The sequence below is a fragment of the Coleofasciculus sp. E2-BRE-01 genome, from assembly GCF_040221695.1.
Taxonomy (GTDB): domain Bacteria; phylum Cyanobacteriota; class Cyanobacteriia; order Cyanobacteriales; family Coleofasciculaceae; genus Coleofasciculus.
Genome location: NZ_JAVKEA010000146.1, coordinates 45,449 through 63,624, shown reverse-complemented (window position 1 = coordinate 63,624; position 18,176 = coordinate 45,449). Strand labels below are relative to the sequence as shown.

At 46.9% G+C, this 18,176-nt stretch carries 19 protein-coding genes; 12 read left to right on the top strand and 7 right to left on the bottom strand.

Annotated features, from left to right (window positions below):
* Positions 1 to 179: 179 nt before the first annotated feature.
* A complete protein-coding gene (locus RIG66_RS17980) occupies positions 180 to 857 on the bottom strand; it encodes a response regulator transcription factor (RefSeq protein ID WP_446380136.1) in 678 nt (225 codons plus the stop codon).
* 214 nt (positions 858 to 1,071) lie between these two features.
* On the opposite strand from RIG66_RS17980, the gene RIG66_RS17975 reads away from it, so the two are divergent.
* The 4 genes from RIG66_RS17975 (at position 1,072) to RIG66_RS17960 (ending at position 4,754) form a co-directional block, all read left to right on the top strand.
* Positions 1,072 to 2,454: a PAS domain-containing sensor histidine kinase gene (locus tag RIG66_RS17975; RefSeq protein WP_446380135.1), complete on the top strand. Its 1,383-nt coding sequence runs from the start codon at positions 1,072 to 1,074 to the stop codon at positions 2,452 to 2,454.
* Positions 2,455 to 2,586: 132 nt separating this feature from the next.
* Positions 2,587 to 3,027, top strand: coding sequence for a hypothetical protein (locus RIG66_RS17970; RefSeq protein ID WP_446380134.1), 441 nt, complete (start codon positions 2,587 to 2,589; stop codon positions 3,025 to 3,027).
* A 263-nt stretch (positions 3,028 to 3,290) separates the two neighbouring features.
* Positions 3,291 to 3,845, top strand: a complete 555-nt coding sequence (locus RIG66_RS17965) for a GAF domain-containing protein (protein WP_446380133.1) — start codon at positions 3,291 to 3,293, stop codon at positions 3,843 to 3,845.
* Positions 3,846 to 3,851: 6 nt separating this feature from the next.
* Complete coding sequence (locus tag RIG66_RS17960) at positions 3,852 to 4,754, top strand: hypothetical protein (RefSeq protein ID WP_446380132.1); 903 nt, start codon at positions 3,852 to 3,854, stop codon at positions 4,752 to 4,754.
* Here the strand turns inward: RIG66_RS17960 and RIG66_RS17955 are convergent.
* Complete coding sequence (locus RIG66_RS17955; protein ID WP_446380131.1) at positions 4,744 to 6,027, bottom strand: RNA-guided endonuclease InsQ/TnpB family protein; 1,284 nt, start codon at positions 6,025 to 6,027, stop codon at positions 4,744 to 4,746. The two genes, RIG66_RS17960 and RIG66_RS17955, sit on opposite strands and share 11 nt — an antisense overlap.
* A 59-nt stretch (positions 6,028 to 6,086) precedes the next feature.
* Between RIG66_RS17955 and RIG66_RS17950 the strand changes: the two genes are divergently transcribed.
* Positions 6,087 to 6,497 (top strand): hypothetical protein, encoded by a 411-nt coding sequence (locus tag RIG66_RS17950; RefSeq protein WP_446380130.1) that lies wholly within the window; start codon positions 6,087 to 6,089, stop codon positions 6,495 to 6,497.
* Positions 6,498 to 6,705: 208 nt separating this feature from the next.
* On the opposite strand, the gene nrtS is transcribed toward RIG66_RS17950, so the two are convergent.
* The gene (nrtS, locus tag RIG66_RS17945) at positions 6,706 to 6,936 is read right to left on the bottom strand and encodes a nitrate/nitrite transporter NrtS (protein WP_446380189.1); all 231 of its coding nucleotides are present in this window, start codon (positions 6,934 to 6,936) and stop codon (positions 6,706 to 6,708) included.
* Positions 6,937 to 7,091: 155 nt separating this feature from the next.
* Between nrtS and RIG66_RS17940 the strand changes: the two genes are divergently transcribed.
* A complete protein-coding gene (locus RIG66_RS17940; protein ID WP_446380129.1) occupies positions 7,092 to 8,561 on the top strand; it encodes a glycoside hydrolase family 13 protein in 1,470 nt (489 codons plus the stop codon).
* A gap of 233 nt (positions 8,562 to 8,794) precedes the next feature.
* Entirely contained in the window at positions 8,795 to 9,442 is a 648-nt protein-coding gene (gene hpf / locus RIG66_RS17935; RefSeq protein ID WP_446380128.1) for a ribosome hibernation-promoting factor, HPF/YfiA family, read from the top strand.
* Between the two features lie 148 nt (positions 9,443 to 9,590).
* Here hpf and RIG66_RS17930 read toward each other — a convergent pair whose 3' ends face one another.
* Complete coding sequence (locus RIG66_RS17930; RefSeq protein ID WP_446380127.1) at positions 9,591 to 9,827, bottom strand: hypothetical protein; 237 nt, start codon at positions 9,825 to 9,827, stop codon at positions 9,591 to 9,593.
* Between the two features lie 14 nt (positions 9,828 to 9,841).
* On the opposite strand from RIG66_RS17930, the gene RIG66_RS17925 reads away from it, so the two are divergent.
* From RIG66_RS17925 to RIG66_RS17915, 3 genes are all read left to right on the top strand, one after another.
* Positions 9,842 to 11,422 carry an ATP-binding protein gene (locus RIG66_RS17925; RefSeq protein ID WP_446380126.1) on the top strand — a complete coding sequence of 527 codons (1,581 nt, stop codon included), beginning with the start codon at positions 9,842 to 9,844 and terminating at the stop codon, positions 11,420 to 11,422.
* A gap of 125 nt (positions 11,423 to 11,547) precedes the next feature.
* Positions 11,548 to 11,859, top strand: coding sequence for a carbon dioxide-concentrating mechanism protein CcmK (locus RIG66_RS17920; RefSeq protein WP_446380125.1), 312 nt, complete (start codon positions 11,548 to 11,550; stop codon positions 11,857 to 11,859).
* A 149-nt stretch (positions 11,860 to 12,008) separates the two neighbouring features.
* Positions 12,009 to 12,368, top strand: a complete 360-nt coding sequence (locus RIG66_RS17915; RefSeq protein WP_446356939.1) for a carbon dioxide-concentrating mechanism protein CcmK — start codon at positions 12,009 to 12,011, stop codon at positions 12,366 to 12,368.
* A gap of 302 nt (positions 12,369 to 12,670) precedes the next feature.
* On the opposite strand, the gene RIG66_RS17910 is transcribed toward RIG66_RS17915, so the two are convergent.
* Complete coding sequence (locus RIG66_RS17910; RefSeq protein WP_446380124.1) at positions 12,671 to 12,892, bottom strand: hypothetical protein; 222 nt, start codon at positions 12,890 to 12,892, stop codon at positions 12,671 to 12,673.
* A gap of 99 nt (positions 12,893 to 12,991) precedes the next feature.
* Between RIG66_RS17910 and RIG66_RS17905 the strand changes: the two genes are divergently transcribed.
* Positions 12,992 to 13,495: a DUF3172 domain-containing protein gene (locus tag RIG66_RS17905; protein ID WP_006098983.1), complete on the top strand. Its 504-nt coding sequence runs from the start codon at positions 12,992 to 12,994 to the stop codon at positions 13,493 to 13,495.
* Positions 13,496 to 13,599: 104 nt separating this feature from the next.
* Here RIG66_RS17905 and RIG66_RS17900 read toward each other — a convergent pair whose 3' ends face one another.
* A complete protein-coding gene (locus RIG66_RS17900; protein WP_446380123.1) occupies positions 13,600 to 15,954 on the bottom strand; it encodes a heavy metal translocating P-type ATPase in 2,355 nt (784 codons plus the stop codon).
* 262 nt (positions 15,955 to 16,216) lie between these two features.
* On the opposite strand from RIG66_RS17900, the gene RIG66_RS17895 reads away from it, so the two are divergent.
* On the top strand, positions 16,217 to 17,182 hold the full coding sequence (locus tag RIG66_RS17895) for an alpha/beta fold hydrolase (RefSeq protein ID WP_446380122.1): 966 nt from the start codon (positions 16,217 to 16,219) through the stop codon (positions 17,180 to 17,182).
* A gap of 77 nt (positions 17,183 to 17,259) precedes the next feature.
* Here RIG66_RS17895 and RIG66_RS17890 read toward each other — a convergent pair whose 3' ends face one another.
* A complete protein-coding gene (locus RIG66_RS17890; RefSeq protein WP_446380121.1) occupies positions 17,260 to 18,048 on the bottom strand; it encodes a DUF561 domain-containing protein in 789 nt (262 codons plus the stop codon).
* Positions 18,049 to 18,176 lie beyond the last annotated feature (128 nt).

Sequence of the window (18,176 nt, the reverse complement as noted above, 5' to 3'; positions counted from 1 at the left end):
CTGCTGAGATCAGAATGGATCTGTCGTCCACGGAAACACTGAAATTCAAGGACATCGAGTCAAAAAGGGAAATATCCCTGTGGGTCATTGCTCGATGAACATTACTGACTTTACAGGTTAAACGTAAAAAAATTGGGGAATGACACTCAAGGTAACTTAGTGCTTTTCTAAAGAAAAGATTAAGAAAAGGGTTTCAACCGATAACCAACGCTATGAACCGTCTCAATCAAATCATCGGGCGCTCCCACCGCTTTGAGTTTGTGACGCAAGCTCTTAATGTGGGCTTTAACGGTATCTTCAAAAGGGGTTGCCTCTGATGTCCACAAATGCTCAATGATGAACTCACGGTTGATGATACGCTGACTATTTCGCAAAAACAACTCTAGGCAGGAATACTCTTTCGGGGTTAAATGTACAGGCTGTTGATTATAGGTTACTTCGTGACAGCTCGGATCAAGCTGTAATCGCTCCCACTCTAGCACTGGCGGTACTGAACATCCTCCCCGTCGCAACAGCGCTCGAATGCGAGCTAATAGTTCTGGCAAATCAACGGGTTTGACCACATAGTCATCAGCGCCTGCATCTAAACTGTTCACCTTATCCGTGCTGGTGTCAAGGGCTGTGATCATTAGGATTGAGCCGTGATAGCCACTAGACCGCAGACGCCGACACAAACTGATACCATCTAACTTAGGGAGCATGACATCTAGCAAAATTAAGTCATAATAGAAACTTGTAATTTGTCGCCATCCGGCTTCCCCATCATTGACAACATCAACATCATAATTTTGATCGACCAGCGCCTCTGTGAGCGCTTCTGCGAGCGCGATATCGTCTTCTACCAACAAGATTTTCATAGCCAATTGATTGAATAAATCGGTAAGCCAACTCAAGTAGATATAGCCGATGCGCTATATCTTAATTTCTACTTTACCAGCCTTAACATTGGCTCTACTCATCCTCTAAAGCATCGATTCAGTAATCACAGTTAACTAATCGGACGAGTGACGTAGCTTGCTTCTTGTCGGGAGCGAGCATAACCAATGAAAAATGATCAATGACAAGTAACAAATGACACATTCTATCCAACCCAAAAATCTGCTTGCTGGTTTGGGTTTAGCATTACTGATTCTCAGTAGTCCGATCGCGGTTTACGTATGGCGGTTAATGGGATTCGCTTCCCCGGCAGATCTGGCGCATCCTCTGTTGTTAATCACCATCACTAACGGTTTCAGCATACTGCTACTAATTGGCATCTACTATCGCTTCTGGGTGCGACTGAGCCAACTGGAACAAGACAATGACAACAGCAGATTCTTGTCTCCAGAGATTCGCGATCGCCAGCAAACTGAGTTGCAAGAACAGAACTTTGTTTCCGTAATTCTCGATACCGCTAATGCCTTAATTACCGTTCTGGATAAACAGGGACGAATTATCAGATTTAATCATACCTGTGAACGACTAACCGGCTACTCCTTTGACGAAGTAAAGGGAAAGTATATTTGGGATTTGTTTTTAATTCCTGAAGACATTGAATCGGTAAAAACCATTATTAAAGAACTCCAAGCCTATCACTTTCCCAACGAGCATAAAAATTACTGGATTACACGAGATGGCACTCGTCGCCTAATTTCCTGGTATAGTACAGTCCTGCTGGATGACAATCGTTCCGTCAAGTATTTCATCGGTATTGGTATTGATATCACCGAACGCCAGCAAGCCGAACAAATGCGTCGCAAACTCGAACGCCAGCAAGAACTGAGCCAACTCCAGCTACGCTTTTTTTCATTAGTGTCCCATGAATTTCGCACCCCCTTGAGTACGATTTTAGCCTCCGTTCAACTTCTACAACTTTGCCCGAATAAATTTCCTCCTGATAAAAAACTCAGAAACCTGCAACGTATTGAAAGTGCGGCTCAACGTCTGCGGCAAATGTTAGATAATATTCTCACGATTAATCGTGCTGAAACGGGACAATTGGAGTTCCAGCCGACGCGGGTGAATGTCGAACAGCTTTGTCAAGGAATTTTAGCGGAGATACCGTTTAATCCAGACCATCAGTATTTGCTAAATTTTGTGAGGACAGTAGACTGTAGCCATGCCTATTTAGATGAAAAGCTGCTGCGTTTAATTTTGACAAATTTACTCACGAATGCGATTAAATATTCTCCGCCAGGTGGTACGATTGATTTACAATTAACTTGTACGTCAACTGAGGTGATATTTCAAGTCCGCGATCGGGGAATTGGTATTCCGGCTGATGATATTACCCATATATTTGAACCCTTCCACCGGGGAAAAAATATTGATAGTATTCCGGGTTCAGGATTAGGCTTAACGGTTGCCAAAACTTGTGTTATCGTACATGGTGGCAATATTAGTGTGACCAGTGAACCGGGAGTTGGCACAACGTTTACGGTAACAATTCCTTGCAAAGTCATAAGTCAAGTGTAGGGGCAAGTTTAGACACTGTAGGGGCGGGTTTAGACACTCAAGTAAGCTTGTCACCGATAAGGGTTCAACAAAACCCGCCCTTATTCATAAGTCAATAAATAGAAAATTGGGTATAAATTGAGTGTACGAGTGATGAGCAAAAAGCAGAAAAAAAACTATTTTGCTATCACCAACGCTGCTAAGATAAGGCTGATCATCTTATTTTTCCTATTGGTAAGTTTAGGAATTTGGACAGGGTTGACGTTTTCGGAACCGACGAGTCCCCAACAGGCAGCCGCTCAAGTTAAGCTGCTAGAAGCTATTTATACTCAGGGGAATTATATCGAGGCGGGGATTTGGATCGCGATCGCACTCGGATTTGGCGTCCGAATCATTCGTCGTTCGGGAACAGAGCGATATCAAGCACTCATGGCGTTTCTCACCTTCTTTTTCTTTGGACTATCGGATATCATCGAAGTACAGACAGGAGCCTGGTGGCGTCCTTGGTGGTTATTTGTGTGGAAAAGTCTATGTGTATTTTCCATGGCAGCGTTGCTGATTAATTACCTGCGATCGCGCTCTGATTCACGCTGATGTTGAGTGGATGTGCAGGGGTAGTGGAGATGTTCCAGTGGAACATATCGAAGCTGGGGGAGATGAGGGCGGGTTTTGAACAAATATTTAGTCATCAATAGCGAAAAGAAAATCCCTAAACCCGCCCCTACACAAAACCAGACCCCTTGAGCCAAGCGAAGGGTTAAAACCAGGTTCCCTACCAACGAAGTGAAGGATCAAAACTTCACCAATCCCCCGCAAACGATAAAATAGCAAGTGTAACCAATAATTTGGGGCGTGCTATGAATCAGCCAGTGCCAGGGAATCCCAAAGCCAACTCTGATTCTGATCAATCGATGACCACGGGTGATCCAGGTTTACGATCCTTTGCTGACCGTCTTGCTAAGAATTTGGCACGGGATACACTAATTCAAGGAACGACTGACTATCTGCGAAACGTGTTAGCCGTCGATCGGGTGGTTCTCTATTATTTCTATTACGAGTGGAAAGGTCAAGTCACCTTCGAGTCATTGAGTTCTCCCAACTACTCCATCTTCGGCTCGACTGGCGGCGATGAATGCTTTAATGACGAGTATGCCGAGTTATATTATGCAGGACGAGTAAGAGCGATCGCAGATATTGAAACCGAACCCATCGATCCCTGTCACCGCGACTTTTTGCGTAGCCTTAAAATACGTGCCAATTTAGTGGTGCCGATCCTTACACCGCGACGCTTATGGGGATTACTCGCGGCTCATCATTGTCAAGATACCCATCCTTGGTCCCCGTCTGACATTGAAGCCATGAAAAAAGCTGCCCAAACCCTAGCGACGGTTCCAGCAATTCGAGATAGCTAGAGATCGATGAAACTCAAAGTCCTAGTTCTAGCGCTAACAACTCTTACCGCAGTCATCGGTACAGCAGATTGGGCTGCAGATTTTCCCCTGAGTCGCTCCCTGTTGTCACAGTGGCAATGGGGCGGCTCGGGGCAGTCACAAACCCTGCTCAAAGACCGTATTTTAGATGAAGGGGAAACAGAAGCCGCATTTCGGGCGCGGAGTTTGGCGATTCGGGAAAAGGTGGCAGCGGCGGATTTAGAAGGATTGGATACCTGGTGGCGTACTCGCACCATTAGTGATCCCCATAAATACTTACTTCCAGTTATTCTTGCCCGCCTCAGCTTAGGGGAACAATACGATCGCCAGCAAATCTGGGATATACTCTTGGGTTTAGATGAAGGAAAACCGGATCTCTATCACTTTCGCAGCCCCTACGATATTCGCATCTTCTTCTTATTCCGAGATACCATGCCCAAAGCGGTACAAGACTCTTACCGTAGTATGGTGGATTCGCCGCGTGTACGAGAGTGGCTGGAACAGGGTACAGAAAATCATCAGTTCATGCAGCGTATTTCCGGTTTAGCGCTGATGGATGGAAGTGGTTTCCCTACGCCTCTCCCAGCGACGGCGGCGACAAATGAGGCTTGGTTAAGGGCAGAATTGAATAAGTTCCTGACAATTGGACAGGGAGAGTTTCATTCTTCGACCTATTATGGGTATGCGATCGCAGGTTTGCTGAATCTCTATGATTTTGCTGATACTCCCGAATTGCGCCAGTTGGCGAAAGCCGCATTAGACTGGTACGCCGTCAATATGGCGGTGCGCTTCAGTTGGGGAACCGCAGGTGGTGCGGAAAGTCGCGGGTTTGATCGGGGGACGTGGGATGATAGTGGTTTGAATAAACTACCCAGACCTGCTAAGAGCTGAGGTCTGGGTTTTTAGTAGCCCTAAAGTCATCGAACAAGCTAAGCTGAACATACTCGATAGTTCGGCTTAGCTTGCACGATAACTCCGTGCCTCCAGGCTGGTTTATAGACAGCCCCACAAGTGCAATATTATTGGCTCCATTAAAGTCGGCATCTCCATGCCAACCACAATCCCCACACCTGAAAGTCTTGCCACTACGGTAAGACTTTCCTTTTACCGGGTGAATGTGTAGGCAATTGTGACACATTTGGGAGGTGTAGGCAGGGGGGATTGGGATAACTTGAACACCAGCGCCAATAGCTTTGTACTCAATGAACATTCGCAGTTGGTAGAATGCCCATGAATTTGAGCGTCTACGCTCCGCCTTGCTTCTGGGTTGCTCGTTGGTTCTTTCCCTAATTCCCGTAAGGTCTTCTATAGCAATAGAGGCACTATACTCAACCGCTCGTCTAACCACCGATTTGGAAATGTTGTGATTGAGCCATTGTTGATAACGTCTCTCCCTCCCCGACAGCCGTTTCAAAACTTCCCGGCATCTACGCCGAGTTGTTCTTGTGCCTTTCGAGGCTTTTTTCTGGAGAGACGCCCTAACTTTATAAAACTTATCTCGTACTGACTGAATGTGCTTACCGTCCCACTTTTTGCCCTCTGATGTAACTGCAATGTCTCGGCGTCCCAAGTCAATACCTATCACCTTGTCTTTCACGGATGAGTCGGGAGCTTCGTCTTTAATTTGGATGTGCAGGTAGAACTGACCATCGCGATGCTTGCACAGTTGAGCAGAAGTCGGGTTTCTCCCTTTGAGTTTTCCCCTTTGGTAGTTGCCGACTTTTAATTCAACTCGCTCTCTACCGTGAGTAGTTGCAAGGCTTACCGTCCAATCCTGTTCTCGGAAGCGAAACAAGTCTTTGTCACAGTCGATGCTGCTTGGGGCAAATCTTTTAACAGGTTTACCTTTCTGCTTGGCTACCTTGCGGTTGGCAGCTACACGCGCACAAGCCCTAACTGCCATGTTTGCCACCAAGTTGAATTTTTTCTTGATGGTTTGGTAGACCAAGGACTGGATAGCAATTTTGTTGGTCAGCTTAGGGTTTGTTTTTTCGTTCACGTAGTTACAAGCGTCCGCAAACGCCTGAAGAGTTGCCTCTAAGAAGGCAACTTGTTCAGGAGAGGGTTGGAGCTTTACAACTATTGTGAGAACTTGTTTCATGGCTAAACTATACCACCACATGGGATAGAGATTGAAAATACTTCGGGGATTGACCCCTCGCATTTTCCGCTATCCCCCTACCCCTTACTTCGTTGAAGGGGTAGCCCCTCGCGATTCGGGTGGTGTACATTGCCAATCAGGATATCGCCGATCCAACCTTAGATTTGCTGCACGGGGAAACTCTTGCCACTGTTAAAAGTATGCTACCGAGTAAGGTGGCTTTACATAGCCTCAAAGAAAAAGGAATTGCACCTGCACAACTGTTGGATAAATCCTCCTGGTTAGGAGTAATCAATAGCGTGTCCAAAAACGAAGCCCCTTTTGGAATTGTCTATAAAGACACCTACCAGGAACTCTCATCCAGTACCAAGGCGAGGATTAATGCTTTTGCTGAATCGCAGGAAAAGGTCATCTTTCATAGTATCCATATTAGTCCCAATGCCACGGATCATAAGAGTGAATTAGAGCGTGTTCTCTTAGATGATGAATGCGACTCCAGCCGGAAAAGACGTGCTGCAAGAACTCAACATTGAAGGATGGTGTAAAACGTCATCAGAGGAAATTAGCACGGCTAAGGAAATTATGATGGCGGCTTAAACCATTCGATTCATCCCCAACTAACTTTTTAGTAGAGTCGGGGATGAATCGCCAAATTCGATAAATATACCACTTAGGACAGATGACATTTAGATAATATCTGCATTATACGTTTCCTGTTGTCTGTTCCCTGACAAAATTCCATCATCGTTTTCGAGAACGACTGATATATTGCCCATGAATATTCACTCCATAAGGAACCAGGTAGGTAAGTAATTCAGAAATCCAGCGATCGCGCGTCATCTTGCCCTGTACTACGGCGGTGCCATGATTAATCAGAAATAGAATAGAACCAACCATGGCAGCTACCTTAAGTGCTGTTGGCATAAGATTTTCGTCAACCAGTGCCGCACAGTAATCCTTTAGTGGTTTCATCATTGGCACAATTGAGACATCATTGAATTTCGTTACAAATCTTTTTCTTTGGCTTAAAGACAGTTTTCGGGTAAAATATTAACTTCATAACATAAATCGTATTTATTTAGCGAACCAGACTTGTACTCTAGTAGAGAAGAGTTAGACCATTATCAATGGAGATTCAGACCCCCGATTGGGTGAAGCACGCCGTCTTTTATCAAATATTTCCCGATCGCTTTGCCAAAGGCAATCCACCCCATTCGCAAGTGGCTAAAACCCTTCCCCTAGAACCCTGGGATGCCCTGCCCACTTTACAAGGCTATAAGGGCGGAGATCTTTGGGGCGTAATGGAAAAACTTGATTATTTGCAAGATTTAGGCATTAATGCCATTTACTTTACTCCCATCTTTCAATCTGCCAGTAACCACCGTTACCATACTCACGATTATTATCAGATCGACCCCCTATTAGGGGGGAATGGTACATTCATGAAACTCTTGGAAGAATGTCATCGGCGGGAGATGAAAGTCGTCCTGGATGGTGTATTTAACCATGCCAGTCGCGGCTTCTTCTTCTTCAATGACATTCTCGAAAATGGTCCGTATTCCCCATGGTTAGATTGGTTTAAGATTGAGCGCTGGCCCCTGTCAGCCTACGATGGCGACAAACCCGCTAACTATATCGGTTGGGAAGGAAATCGGGCGTTACCCGAATTCAACCACGATAATCCCGACGTGCGGGAATATATTATGCAGGTTGCCGAACATTGGATTAAACTCGGCATCGATGGCTGGCGCTTAGATGTAGCGTATGAGATTGAAACGCCAGGATTTTGGCAAGAATTTCGCGATCGCGTCAAAGCCATCAACCCAGATGCTTATATTGTCGGCGAAGTTTGGATGGACTCGCGTCAGTGGTTGGATGGGACGCAATTTGACGGGGTAATGAACTACCTGTTCACCGGACCCACCATCGCCTTTGCTGCTGGCGATCGCGTGATTCGGGGCTACGTCGAACAACCCTCTTACCAACCCTATCCTCCCCTAGATGCACCCGGTTATGCGGCTAAAATTGAGCATCTGTTACAGTTATACCCCTGGGAAATTCAACTCACCCAACTCAACCTGCTAGCCAGTCATGATACAGCCCGACTGCTATCTATTGCTGAAGGAGGGAAAAACGATCCATCCGCCGAAGCGATCGAAAGCGTTAAGCTGGCTACGCTATTACTGTTTACCTTTCTCGGTGCCCCCAGCATCTATTATGGCGATGAAGTGGGGTTACCTGGCGCATTAGATCCAGACTCCCGACGGGGTTTTCCCTTAGAATCTCAATGGAATCCAGAGATTATCGATTGTCATCGTCAGCTTATTGCCCTGCGTCATAATCGCCCCGCGCTGCGTACAGGTAGCTATCAAGTGCTGTTGGCAGAGGGAATGACGTATATCTTTGCCCGCAAACTGGAGGCAGATGAATTAATTATTGCCGTTAATGCCGGAACCACAACCGCCCAAGTTCAGGTGGAAGTGCCGCCAGAGGTATCACCACGCCATCAAATCCTGTACGGTGACGCCAGCTTTACCTGGAAACAAAACCATTTGGCGATCGACTTACCGCCTCGGACAGGTTGTATTTTGGGTTAACTTATCCGTTCAGGTACAGGTGTAGGGGGAGTTGTCAGATCACTCCCCCATTTCCCTTGTCTGCTGTTTTTAGCGGATTTCCTGAGTGAAAGTTGCAGTTTTGTAAAGTATTGCTGCTTACATCCGGAAGTCACCACAGTCAGTCCTACAATAGGAGTATCCTCCAAGAGCAACTAAGACCAGCCCTAGCTCTGCTCTATTACGACACAATAGTACAGGACGGAGTAGTCAGTATGAAGCTTGTTATCCAGGGCAAGAACATTGAAATCACTGATGCAATTCGAGAATATGTTAATCAAAAAATAGAAAAAGCGGTCAATCACTTTCAAAATATGACGACTGAGGTGGACGTGCATCTCTCTGTTGCCCGTAATCCTCGGATCAACACGAAGCAAACTGCCGAAGTTACCATTTATGCCAATAAAACCGTAATTCGTGCCCAGGAGAGTAGCGAAGACTTGTATGCCAGTATCGATCTGGTTGCCGATAAGATCCAACGTCAACTGCGTAAATACAAAGAAAAGCAGCAAAAGAAAACTCAGACCCAACCGAAAACAGGCGCTGTTATTCATGAAGCCCCTGTGGTTGACGATCTAATTGGCGATCGCACTCCCGAACTGCCCACAGAAGTCGTGCGGATGAAATATTTTGCCATGCCGCCGATGACGATTGAAGAAGCCATGGAACAGCTTCAACTGGTCGATCATGACTTCTATATGTTCCGGAATGCGAAAACTAACGAGATTAACGTTCTCTATGAACGCAATCACGGCGGATATGGTGTGATTCAGCCTCGCAATGGCAATGGTCATACCAATCATACCAATGGCAAGACTGCTCAAAATGCGGCGGCGGTAACTGATACATCAACAGTTTCATAGCATCTGTTATCAAACTTGGTGTCCTCTCTTGATTCTCCCCCGAGTGACAGGCGGGGGATTCTGTCATTTGTCATTCGTCATTTGTCATTCGTCATTTGTCATTTGGTCAGGGCGGGTTTTGCAGCCACTCTAAGGAAAACCATCAATATTAGTCCCTAAACCCGCCCCTACACACAGATACACCATGGTACGTTTCTACCATGACTGTTCTCATCTCCCCCATCTTCCCCATCTCCCCCATCTTCCCCATCTCCCCCATCTTCCCCATCTCCCCCATCTTCCCCATCTCCCCCATCTTCCCCATCTCCCCCATCTTCCCCATCTCCCCCATCTCCCTCATCTCCCCCATCTTTGGGATTACCATTGAGTTGGGACTGTAGTACATCGAGGATTAGTGGCGTGGCAAGGGCAAAGATTCTAATTGTCGAAGATGAAATTATTACTGCTCAAGCCATTGCTGGTCAACTCAAACGACTGGGTTACGATGTGGTGGATATCGCCAATTCAGGTACAACCGCCCTCGCTAAAGTCGCGGAAACTTGTCCAGATCTGGTGTTGATGGATATTGTTCTCAAACACCGAGACATGGATGGAATTGAAGCTGCTGAGCAAATCCGCAGCCAATTTAAAATACCCGTCATTTACCTAACAGCACACTCCGAGGCGGCTACCTTAGCGCGTGCAAAAGTGACAGAGCCATTTGGCTATATTGTCAAGCCCTTTAATCAGCGTGATTTAGGAATTACCATCGAAATCGCCCTTTATAAGCATCAAACCCAACAGCAGTTAATTGAACGCGAGGAATTTCTCTCCACGATTCTCGACTCAACCCATGATGCGGTAGTCGCAACGGATGCAACAGGCGGCATTACCTATATGAATCCTATCGCCCAAACCTTAACGGGTTGGTCATCTACTGAGGCGATGGGCAAACCTGTTACTGAAGTGGTGCAAATTTCCGATGAAGCCACGAATACAGTTGTGGAAAACCCGGTGATACTGCTGCTGCGGGGTGAACCTGTGCCGAATCAAGGACATAATCGCCTGCTGATTGCTAGAGATGGAACCAAGACGCCCATCGTCGATCACGTTTCCTTAATGCGCCCTAATGATGATCACATCAAGGGTGCTGTTTTAGTCGTTTGCGATATCAGCGAACGTCGTCAAGCCCAAGCCTTAGAACTGGAACGGGTTAAACTATCCACAGAAGTCGCCGAACGCCAAAAAGCTGAGGCAGAAATTCGCAAAGCCTTAATCGCGGAACAAGAATTGAGCGAACTGAAATCTCGGATTGTGGCGATGATTTCCCACGAATACCGCACGCCCTTGGCAGTAATTTTAACCTCAACGGAACTCCTGAAACGCTACAGTGCCCAGTTATCTGAGGAGAAACAACAAACCTATTTAGACCGGATTCAAATGGGCGTCAAGCAGATGGCTCAGCTTGTGGAAGAGGTTCTCACGTTTAATAAAGCCCAAGCGGGTGAACTCCAGTTTAATCCCGAACCGTTGGATGTGGAAGACTTTTGTCTGCAATTGGTAGATGAACAGCGCCTGATGGTTGGCGATCGCTATACGTTGACCTATCATCCTCAACTCTCGTCTGGTGAAGCGGAGTGGGATAAGCAGATGCTGCGACATATTGTCACCAATCTCCTCAGCAATGCGATTAAGTATTCTGCCAAAGGTACTACGGTTTCCTTATCCCTACGCCGCGAGGATGACACCCTGATCATCCAGGTTCAAGATCAAGGGATTGGTATTCCCGAATCGGAGCAACCGCGATTATTTTCCCCCTTTTTCCGCGCCAGCAATGTCAGCACAATTGCCGGGACGGGGATGGGATTGTCTATTGTTAAAAATTGTGTAGATTTGCATCAGGGGGAGATTGCGATCGCGAGTGAGGTAGGCAAAGGGACAACGGTGACGGTGACGATACCTGTCAACGCCAAGCCGTCGTCCGGAGATGCGACCCATTAAGACGTATCAATTGATTAAGTTTTATCCCATCTAAAAAATAATCTATAATTTCGCCTTAATGGGTGATAAAGCCCCGTACAATATAGTTTGATAGAATCTTTTGAGGTGGAGGTAACAGAGCAATCATGCCCGCAGCCGTTGGGACGATTGAAGCGTTAGGGTTTCCCGGGATACTTGCCGCCGCCGACGCCATGGTCAAAGCTGGCGCGGTTACCCTGGTGAAGTTTGATCGCAATGAAAGTGGTCGCTTTATGGTCAGCGTTCGGGGCAAAATATCTGAAGTTAAGGTGGCTGTAGATGCGGGTCTAGAAGCGGTGGAGAAAACACACGGCGCTGAGATAACCGGTTACTACATCATTCCTAATCCCCACGAAAATGTTGACACCGTTCTACCGATTGAATATACCAGTCAAGTTGAACAGTTTCGCTCATTTTAACTGAGTAAGGGAAGGGAAAATGTTTCAGTGACTCTAGGTCTGGTTCGCGATTAAAATGCTAAAGACAAAGAGTATGTTTCTGAGAAAATACCCATAATTCGTAGAATAAGTTTTTGAGTTCATTAATTCATTGATTGAGGAGATTAGCAATGTCAATAGTAGCAGTTGGGTCAATTGAAACCAAGGGCTTTCCCGGTATATTAGCCGCCGCCGATGCTATGGTTAAAGCGGGTCGAGTGACCATAGTCGGCTATATCCGCGTTGGTAGCGCTCGTTTTAATCTGAATATTCGTGGCGATGTTTCCGAGGTAAAAACCGCCATGGATGCTGGAATTGCAGCCGTTGAAAAAACCTATGGTGCAACCTTAGAATCGTGGGTGATTATTCCCCGTCCTCATGAAAATGTGGAGTGTGTTCTGCCAATTGCGTACACAGAAGAGGTTGAGCAGTACAGAGAAGCGGTTGAGAATCCATTAGTCCAAGGTAGAGGAAACGGGTTGCAACGTTAGGAAAATAAGGGAAAGTTTGATCGAGCTATATCAGGACACGATATTATCGTGTCCCTACCCAATCAATTATCCCTGAGCTGTGGTAGGGACACGGCATTGCCGTGTCCTATCATAGCCGTCTGTTATATATAGGGGCGGGCGCGAGCCATTGAATTTTGGTATCTACTGATAACCTCTCAACAAAATCCGTCCTTGATCAAAAAAGACAAATGACCTGAAATCGCCAAGCGATCGCGTCTTCCACCTACCCTCCCCAAAGCCTGTGAAGCCAAGCGATCGCGCCAACGAATCACACCCACGATTCAATCCACCATAATCTGTCGCCTCAACAGACTCATCATTTCTCCGGAAGCACCATAAGGAATCGGTGGACTCCATTCCCTTATCTCGGCAAACCGTAAGCGATGCAGCGTTTTGATAATGCTGTTGATCCCTTTACGGGAACCGATAACCATCACCTTAATAAATTCTTTCCTGGAAACCGGATCAGTAGAAGTCTGAGTAGCATGGTCGGGGAGTGTCAATCCCGATAAAATATACTTAGTTCCTGTATAGAGTCTTAAAACTGTTTAATATCTCTCTAATCCTTCCCTGGCAATTTTAGCAAAGTTGATTCAACCCCTATGAGACGTCGAACTAACCCCATCGCTTCTATCCTGAACGCCACCACCCTCGCCATCCTCGGCGGGATTTTTATCCTGGGAATTGGCGTCGGTATCGCTTTTAGTTCTACAGCGAGTCCTAATCTAGAAAATGTGGCATCCCGTGAAGCCATTGACCGCAGTGCGCCCAATCCAGAATTGTGTATCCAGTATGGTGCCAGCGCCATGGTCACAGATATGCGGGTTTTCGTTACTCTCAACCCCTTTAACGTTTACGTCACCCAGCCGAGTATGCGCCCTGGATGTGTTTTGCGCCGGAACAACTGGGCAATTTTAGAGAAACGGAACCTGGTTACTTCGGATCAAGTGAAATCCTGTAAAAATCGGATGAATACCTTTGGCTTTACCGGTCCATTGGAAGGTAATCCAGAAATTGAATGTATCTATCAGAATGAGGTAGAGGATAACTTATTCCTTACCAAACCAGGAGGAGGCAGTTCACCCTCTGAAACCGATAAGTTTTAACTAATCCTGCCTACCATCTAGGGTGTAGAGACGTTGCATGCAACGTCTCTACATTTTTGTGTAATCGGGCAACGAATACATTCCCTGTCCCCTGTTCCCTTCTTCTAATCCCGATGCATTAAAGGTCGTAGCGCATTTAACCCAGCTACGATCGCACTTCCATTATGCACCCCTGTGGCAACTAGGGGATGAAGTCCCACCGTTGACGCCAATCCCAACGCCGCTACATTAGGCGTAACAGCTAAGGCTGTATTCTGCTGCACAATTGCCAGAGTTTGCTTGCCGATCGCGATCGCATCCAGTAAACTGGCTAAGTCATTCTCCATTAGCACCACATCCGCTGTTTCCCGTGCCACCGCTGAACCATCACCAAAGGAAATCGACACATCTGCATACGCTAGCGCCACGGAATCATTTAACCCATCCCCGGTAAACGCCACCGTTTTTCCCTGTTCTTTTAACCGACGCACCACCTCGGCTTTGGTTTGGGGGAAGGCTTCGGCGTGAACGTGAGACAAGGGAATCTCTAACTCCTGCGCCACGGCGACGGCTTTCGTTTGGCTATCCCCGGTTAACAGATGAATCTCCATGCCATACTCATGCTGCAACTGATGAATCACCCGGCGGCTTTCTCTTCGCAAGGGATCTTTATATTGAATCACCCCTTGGAATTCATCCTCACACGCCACATAAATCAGCGACGAATCAGCAGAAATCGGACAATCTTGCTGACACCCCCAGAGTTGACGACAACAGGGATGTTGATCATAAAAACAATCCACACTAATTCCAGCTTGCCGCAAAAAGCGATCGCTGCCTACTAATACTCTCTCACCGTCAATCTCCGCCCGCACACCTAATCCCACCTCATAATGCCACTCGCCACGAGGTAAGATATCAATACCCTGTTCCTCCACGTAACGCATTACCGCTTCCGCCACTGGATGAGTCAACCGTTGTTCTGCTGCGGCTGCAAGTTCTAAGATACGTTGTGCCGACAAACGATTGGTTACGGTTTCCACCGCCACAACTTGAATATTCCCCTGAGTTAACGTTCCTGTCTTATCGAAAACAATCGTATCCACCTGGGCAAGTTGTTCCAAAGCTCGTCCTGAACGGACTAAAATACCATGGCGCGTAGCATGGGTGAGGGCGGCGAGAAAGGTGGTGGGAATGGAGACGCGCATCCCGGTAACAAAGTCCAGGGTTAGAATAGACGCTGCCCTAGCCGGATTCCGAGTAATTGCCCAAACCCCACTAGCTAAGAGAAACGCAGGCATAATTGACCGTTCTGCCAGTTGTGCCGCATAATTTTCCATACGGGTATCATGGACGGGCGCTTGCTGGGCTAACTGAATACTCGCACCCGCACAGGTATCTGCACCAACCCGTTCCACTTTGATATATAATTCACCCGATCGCAGTAATGTGGATGCATAGACGGTTTGTCCAGCTTCTCGTACCACAGGCATGGATTCCCCAGTGAGTTTCTGTTGATCAATCGTGGCATTTCCCCGCAATACCAAGCCATCGACGGGAATTTGTTCCCCCGGATAAACGATTACAGTATCCCCAGGTTTTACCTCAGTCAATGGAACCTGCTGTTTTTCCCCATTACACTCCACCCAAGCATATTGTCCGATAGAATCGAGTAAATCCGTGGCTTGAGCCTGAGACGAACGAGCCGTGCGATCGCGGATAATATCTCCTAATTCGTGCAGTGTCATCATCAGGGCGGGTGTCAGCCAGTTTCCCTGAATTGAGGATAAAGTAATCGCCACTAAATCTAAGCTATCAATCGTGAGCCGACGTTCCCCCAGCAAACTGGTGATGGCACGTTTCGCCACAGGTAATCCCGCAACCGCGACAGAACCCGCCACCAGCGATTGAGGAATGGGCAGGCGCAACGGACCGGCTAACAGGGCGAGGAGAGTAGCCAGGGCGGGACGTTTCAATTCAGACCAATCATTTTCGTCTAGTGATTGGGGATTGGGATTTGGGGATTGGGATTCCCCAAGTAGGGCGGGTTTAGTCAAGTTAGCGGTTTCTTGGGTAACGTTATCGGTCAAACCCGCCCCTACAAATTGGCTCCTCTGCTTCCTGTCTCGTCTTCCAGAGGTTTGAATCAACTCCAGCAACACCCTACGCATCTGAACATCAGACAGCCTCTGAGTGTTATAGCCAATTACAATAGAGGCGGCGGCGCGACGCACACGCACCTGAGTTACTCCATCTTGGGACGCCATCAACGCTTCTAAACAATGGGCATAATCAGCATCATCCACCAACCGAGGTACGCGAAATCGCACCCGTCCGGGAATCGAATGCACTACGCGACAAGCGATTCTCCCAGACGGTGCAGCCGTGTTCCTTGACGGCTTTGCCCCATTGAAATCATTGGAGTTATCATAACTTGCGTAGCTTGCGATCGCGTCCCATCGGGTGTGCAGATTTACCATGCTCATGCCTCAGAACTGTTGATTGGGTGTTAGGCATTTCTACTATAAAACGTTAATGACGGTTAATTCAGAGTTGGCAATTTTTATTCACAAATTATTAAGATATTAACTTAAAGAGTATACGACGATGAGTTTTAAGGACTATGATGTTGTTGCATTAACCGAAAAAAACTCAGGTGATTCATAAAAAAAGTAAACCACCAATCCAGCTAATAACTGGACAAGTTGACACCATCCTTATGGACTTTGATGGGAATTAATTATGGAAATTCCTATCCAGTGGTTGATTCTATTGTTTACAACCAGTTACCATGGTTTAGCCCGGTGGTGGGACACTAAAACGTATCAACCCCCTGGTCAACGGATTGATATTGGCGGTTACAAGTTACACCTCTACTCAAAAGGGCAAGGCAAGCCAACGGTTATCATTGACCATAGTCTTGGCGGAATTGATGGTTATTTCCTTATCAACAAAATCGCTAAACTGACCCAGGTTTGTATTTATGACCGCGCTGGCTATGGCTGGAGCGATTCCAGTCCGAAATCGCGTTCGACGCAAGAAATTGTTCAAGAATTAGATAGTCTCCTCAACTTAGCAGGGATTCAACCACCTTATATTTTGGTCGGAGACTCGTTTGGGAGCTATAATGTCAGGCTTTATGCTCACCAGTTCCCGGAAAAAGTGGTGGGAATTGTCCTAACAGATGGACTTCATGAAGTCGCCATGTTAAAGATGCCTTTGATGCTGCGGGGATTAAAATTATTTTTTCTGTCGGGATTTGCGATGTCAATCTTGGGTTCAATCCTGGGAATTGTCAGAATTTTAGGTACAATTGGCATATTTGAGTTGCTGAAAAAAGAGCTGCGTCAGTTTCCGCCAAAAACGCGACAACAGGTCAAGCGTTCGTTTTATCATTATCGTCACTGGTTAACCATGTGGCGTGAATTGTGGAATTTAGACCGAAGTAGTTATCAAGTGAGTCAGGTGAAAAGTTTGGGTAATATTCCTCTGGTAAGTATCAAAGCGCATACCTTCTTCAAGCGTTCAATCTGGAATTTTTATATGCCAATTCAAGCGGCTGATACGTTGCGGGATCAGATGCACGCTGAACTGCTTAAGCTGTCAAGCAATTGTACTCAAATAGCTGCGACTCGGAGTAGTCATTTTGTCTGGGTTGATGAACCAGAAATTATTGTAGCCGCGATTCAAACCCTTTTAGCCGATTGAATCGGGCGCACGTCTGTGCGCCCCTACGGTTTCTGGATCTAAATTAGGTGTGCCATGCCACTACCCGACTGACACAGCTAAAATTGTCGGATAGATTTGCCGATTGAATCGGGCGCACGTCTGTGCGCCCCTACGGTTTCAACCGTTGCCAAGGCTTCCACCAAACTGCGGACAGCCGCAACCATCGCTACTTCATTGTCTAACTGATTCACCGCTGAACCCACGCCAACGCCAGCCGCGCCTGCGGCAATTGCCATGGGTACGGTAACACTGGATAAGCCAGAAGCACAGAGTACAGGTACAGATACGGCGCGAGAAATTTCCGATGCAGCGGCTAACGTGGGGGCGGCTTTTTCAATTAAGCCCAATGTTCCCGCCGAACGAGGTTGACTGCTGGTACCGCCTTCGGTTTGAATAATATCTGCCCCGGCTTGCACCAGTTTTTCTGCCAGTTCCACTTGCTGATCTAATGTCAGGATGTGAGGAACAGTAACGGATAGAGTAATATCAGGCAAGCGCGATCGCGTCTGTTGGGTCAAGGCTAAAACCTCTGCTGCCTCAAACCGCCGCCCTTGGGCGTAGAAGCTATCGAAATTCCCAATTTCTATCAAATCTGCCCCGGCTTCTACCGCACTGACAAATTGATGGGGTTCCACAGCAGATACACAAATCGGTAGATTTGTCAACCCTTTTACAAGACGAATCAAATCTGGATCAGCGGCGATATCGACAAACGTCGCACCACCCCGATCCGCCGCCTTAACGGTAGCACTCACCCGTTGGGAGTCAAAGTTATTCAAGCCACTAATAACTTTGAGGACTTGGCGGTGTTCAAAGGCTTTTTGTAGTTTTGGATGCATAGTCATTGTTGCACGTCTGCTCTATTATTACCGATCAACGGTTTATTTTGAGAGAAGTTAATCGCTTCGGTCGCCTACATTTATTCACGAATAGGAAATATCTATTGTGCCACTTATCGGGGCATCGTGTAAAT

Coding starts and splice junctions, on each gene's coding strand:
- RIG66_RS17980 (WP_446380136.1), bottom strand. CDS start 857: ATGAAAATCTTGTTGGTAGAAGACGATATCGCGCTCGCAGAAGCGCTC.
- RIG66_RS17975 (WP_446380135.1), top strand. CDS start 1,072: ATGACACATTCTATCCAACCCAAAAATCTGCTTGCTGGTTTGGGTTTA.
- RIG66_RS17970 (WP_446380134.1), top strand. CDS start 2,587: ATGAGCAAAAAGCAGAAAAAAAACTATTTTGCTATCACCAACGCTGCT.
- RIG66_RS17965 (WP_446380133.1), top strand. CDS start 3,291: ATGAATCAGCCAGTGCCAGGGAATCCCAAAGCCAACTCTGATTCTGAT.
- RIG66_RS17960 (WP_446380132.1), top strand. CDS start 3,852: ATGAAACTCAAAGTCCTAGTTCTAGCGCTAACAACTCTTACCGCAGTC.
- RIG66_RS17955 (WP_446380131.1), bottom strand. CDS start 6,027: ATGCGAGGGGTCAATCCCCGAAGTATTTTCAATCTCTATCCCATGTGG.
- nrtS (WP_446380189.1), bottom strand. CDS start 6,936: ATGAAACCACTAAAGGATTACTGTGCGGCACTGGTTGACGAAAATCTT.
- RIG66_RS17940 (WP_446380129.1), top strand. CDS start 7,092: ATGGAGATTCAGACCCCCGATTGGGTGAAGCACGCCGTCTTTTATCAA.
- hpf (WP_446380128.1), top strand. CDS start 8,795: ATGAAGCTTGTTATCCAGGGCAAGAACATTGAAATCACTGATGCAATT.
- RIG66_RS17930 (WP_446380127.1), bottom strand. CDS start 9,827: ATGTACTACAGTCCCAACTCAATGGTAATCCCAAAGATGGGGGAGATG.
- RIG66_RS17920 (WP_446380125.1), top strand. CDS start 11,548: ATGCCCGCAGCCGTTGGGACGATTGAAGCGTTAGGGTTTCCCGGGATA.
- RIG66_RS17915 (WP_446356939.1), top strand. CDS start 12,009: ATGTCAATAGTAGCAGTTGGGTCAATTGAAACCAAGGGCTTTCCCGGT.
- RIG66_RS17905 (WP_006098983.1), top strand. CDS start 12,992: ATGAGACGTCGAACTAACCCCATCGCTTCTATCCTGAACGCCACCACC.
- RIG66_RS17900 (WP_446380123.1), bottom strand. CDS start 15,954: ATGGTAAATCTGCACACCCGATGGGACGCGATCGCAAGCTACGCAAGT.
- RIG66_RS17895 (WP_446380122.1), top strand. CDS start 16,217: ATGGAAATTCCTATCCAGTGGTTGATTCTATTGTTTACAACCAGTTAC.
- RIG66_RS17890 (WP_446380121.1), bottom strand. CDS start 18,048: ATGACTATGCATCCAAAACTACAAAAAGCCTTTGAACACCGCCAAGTC.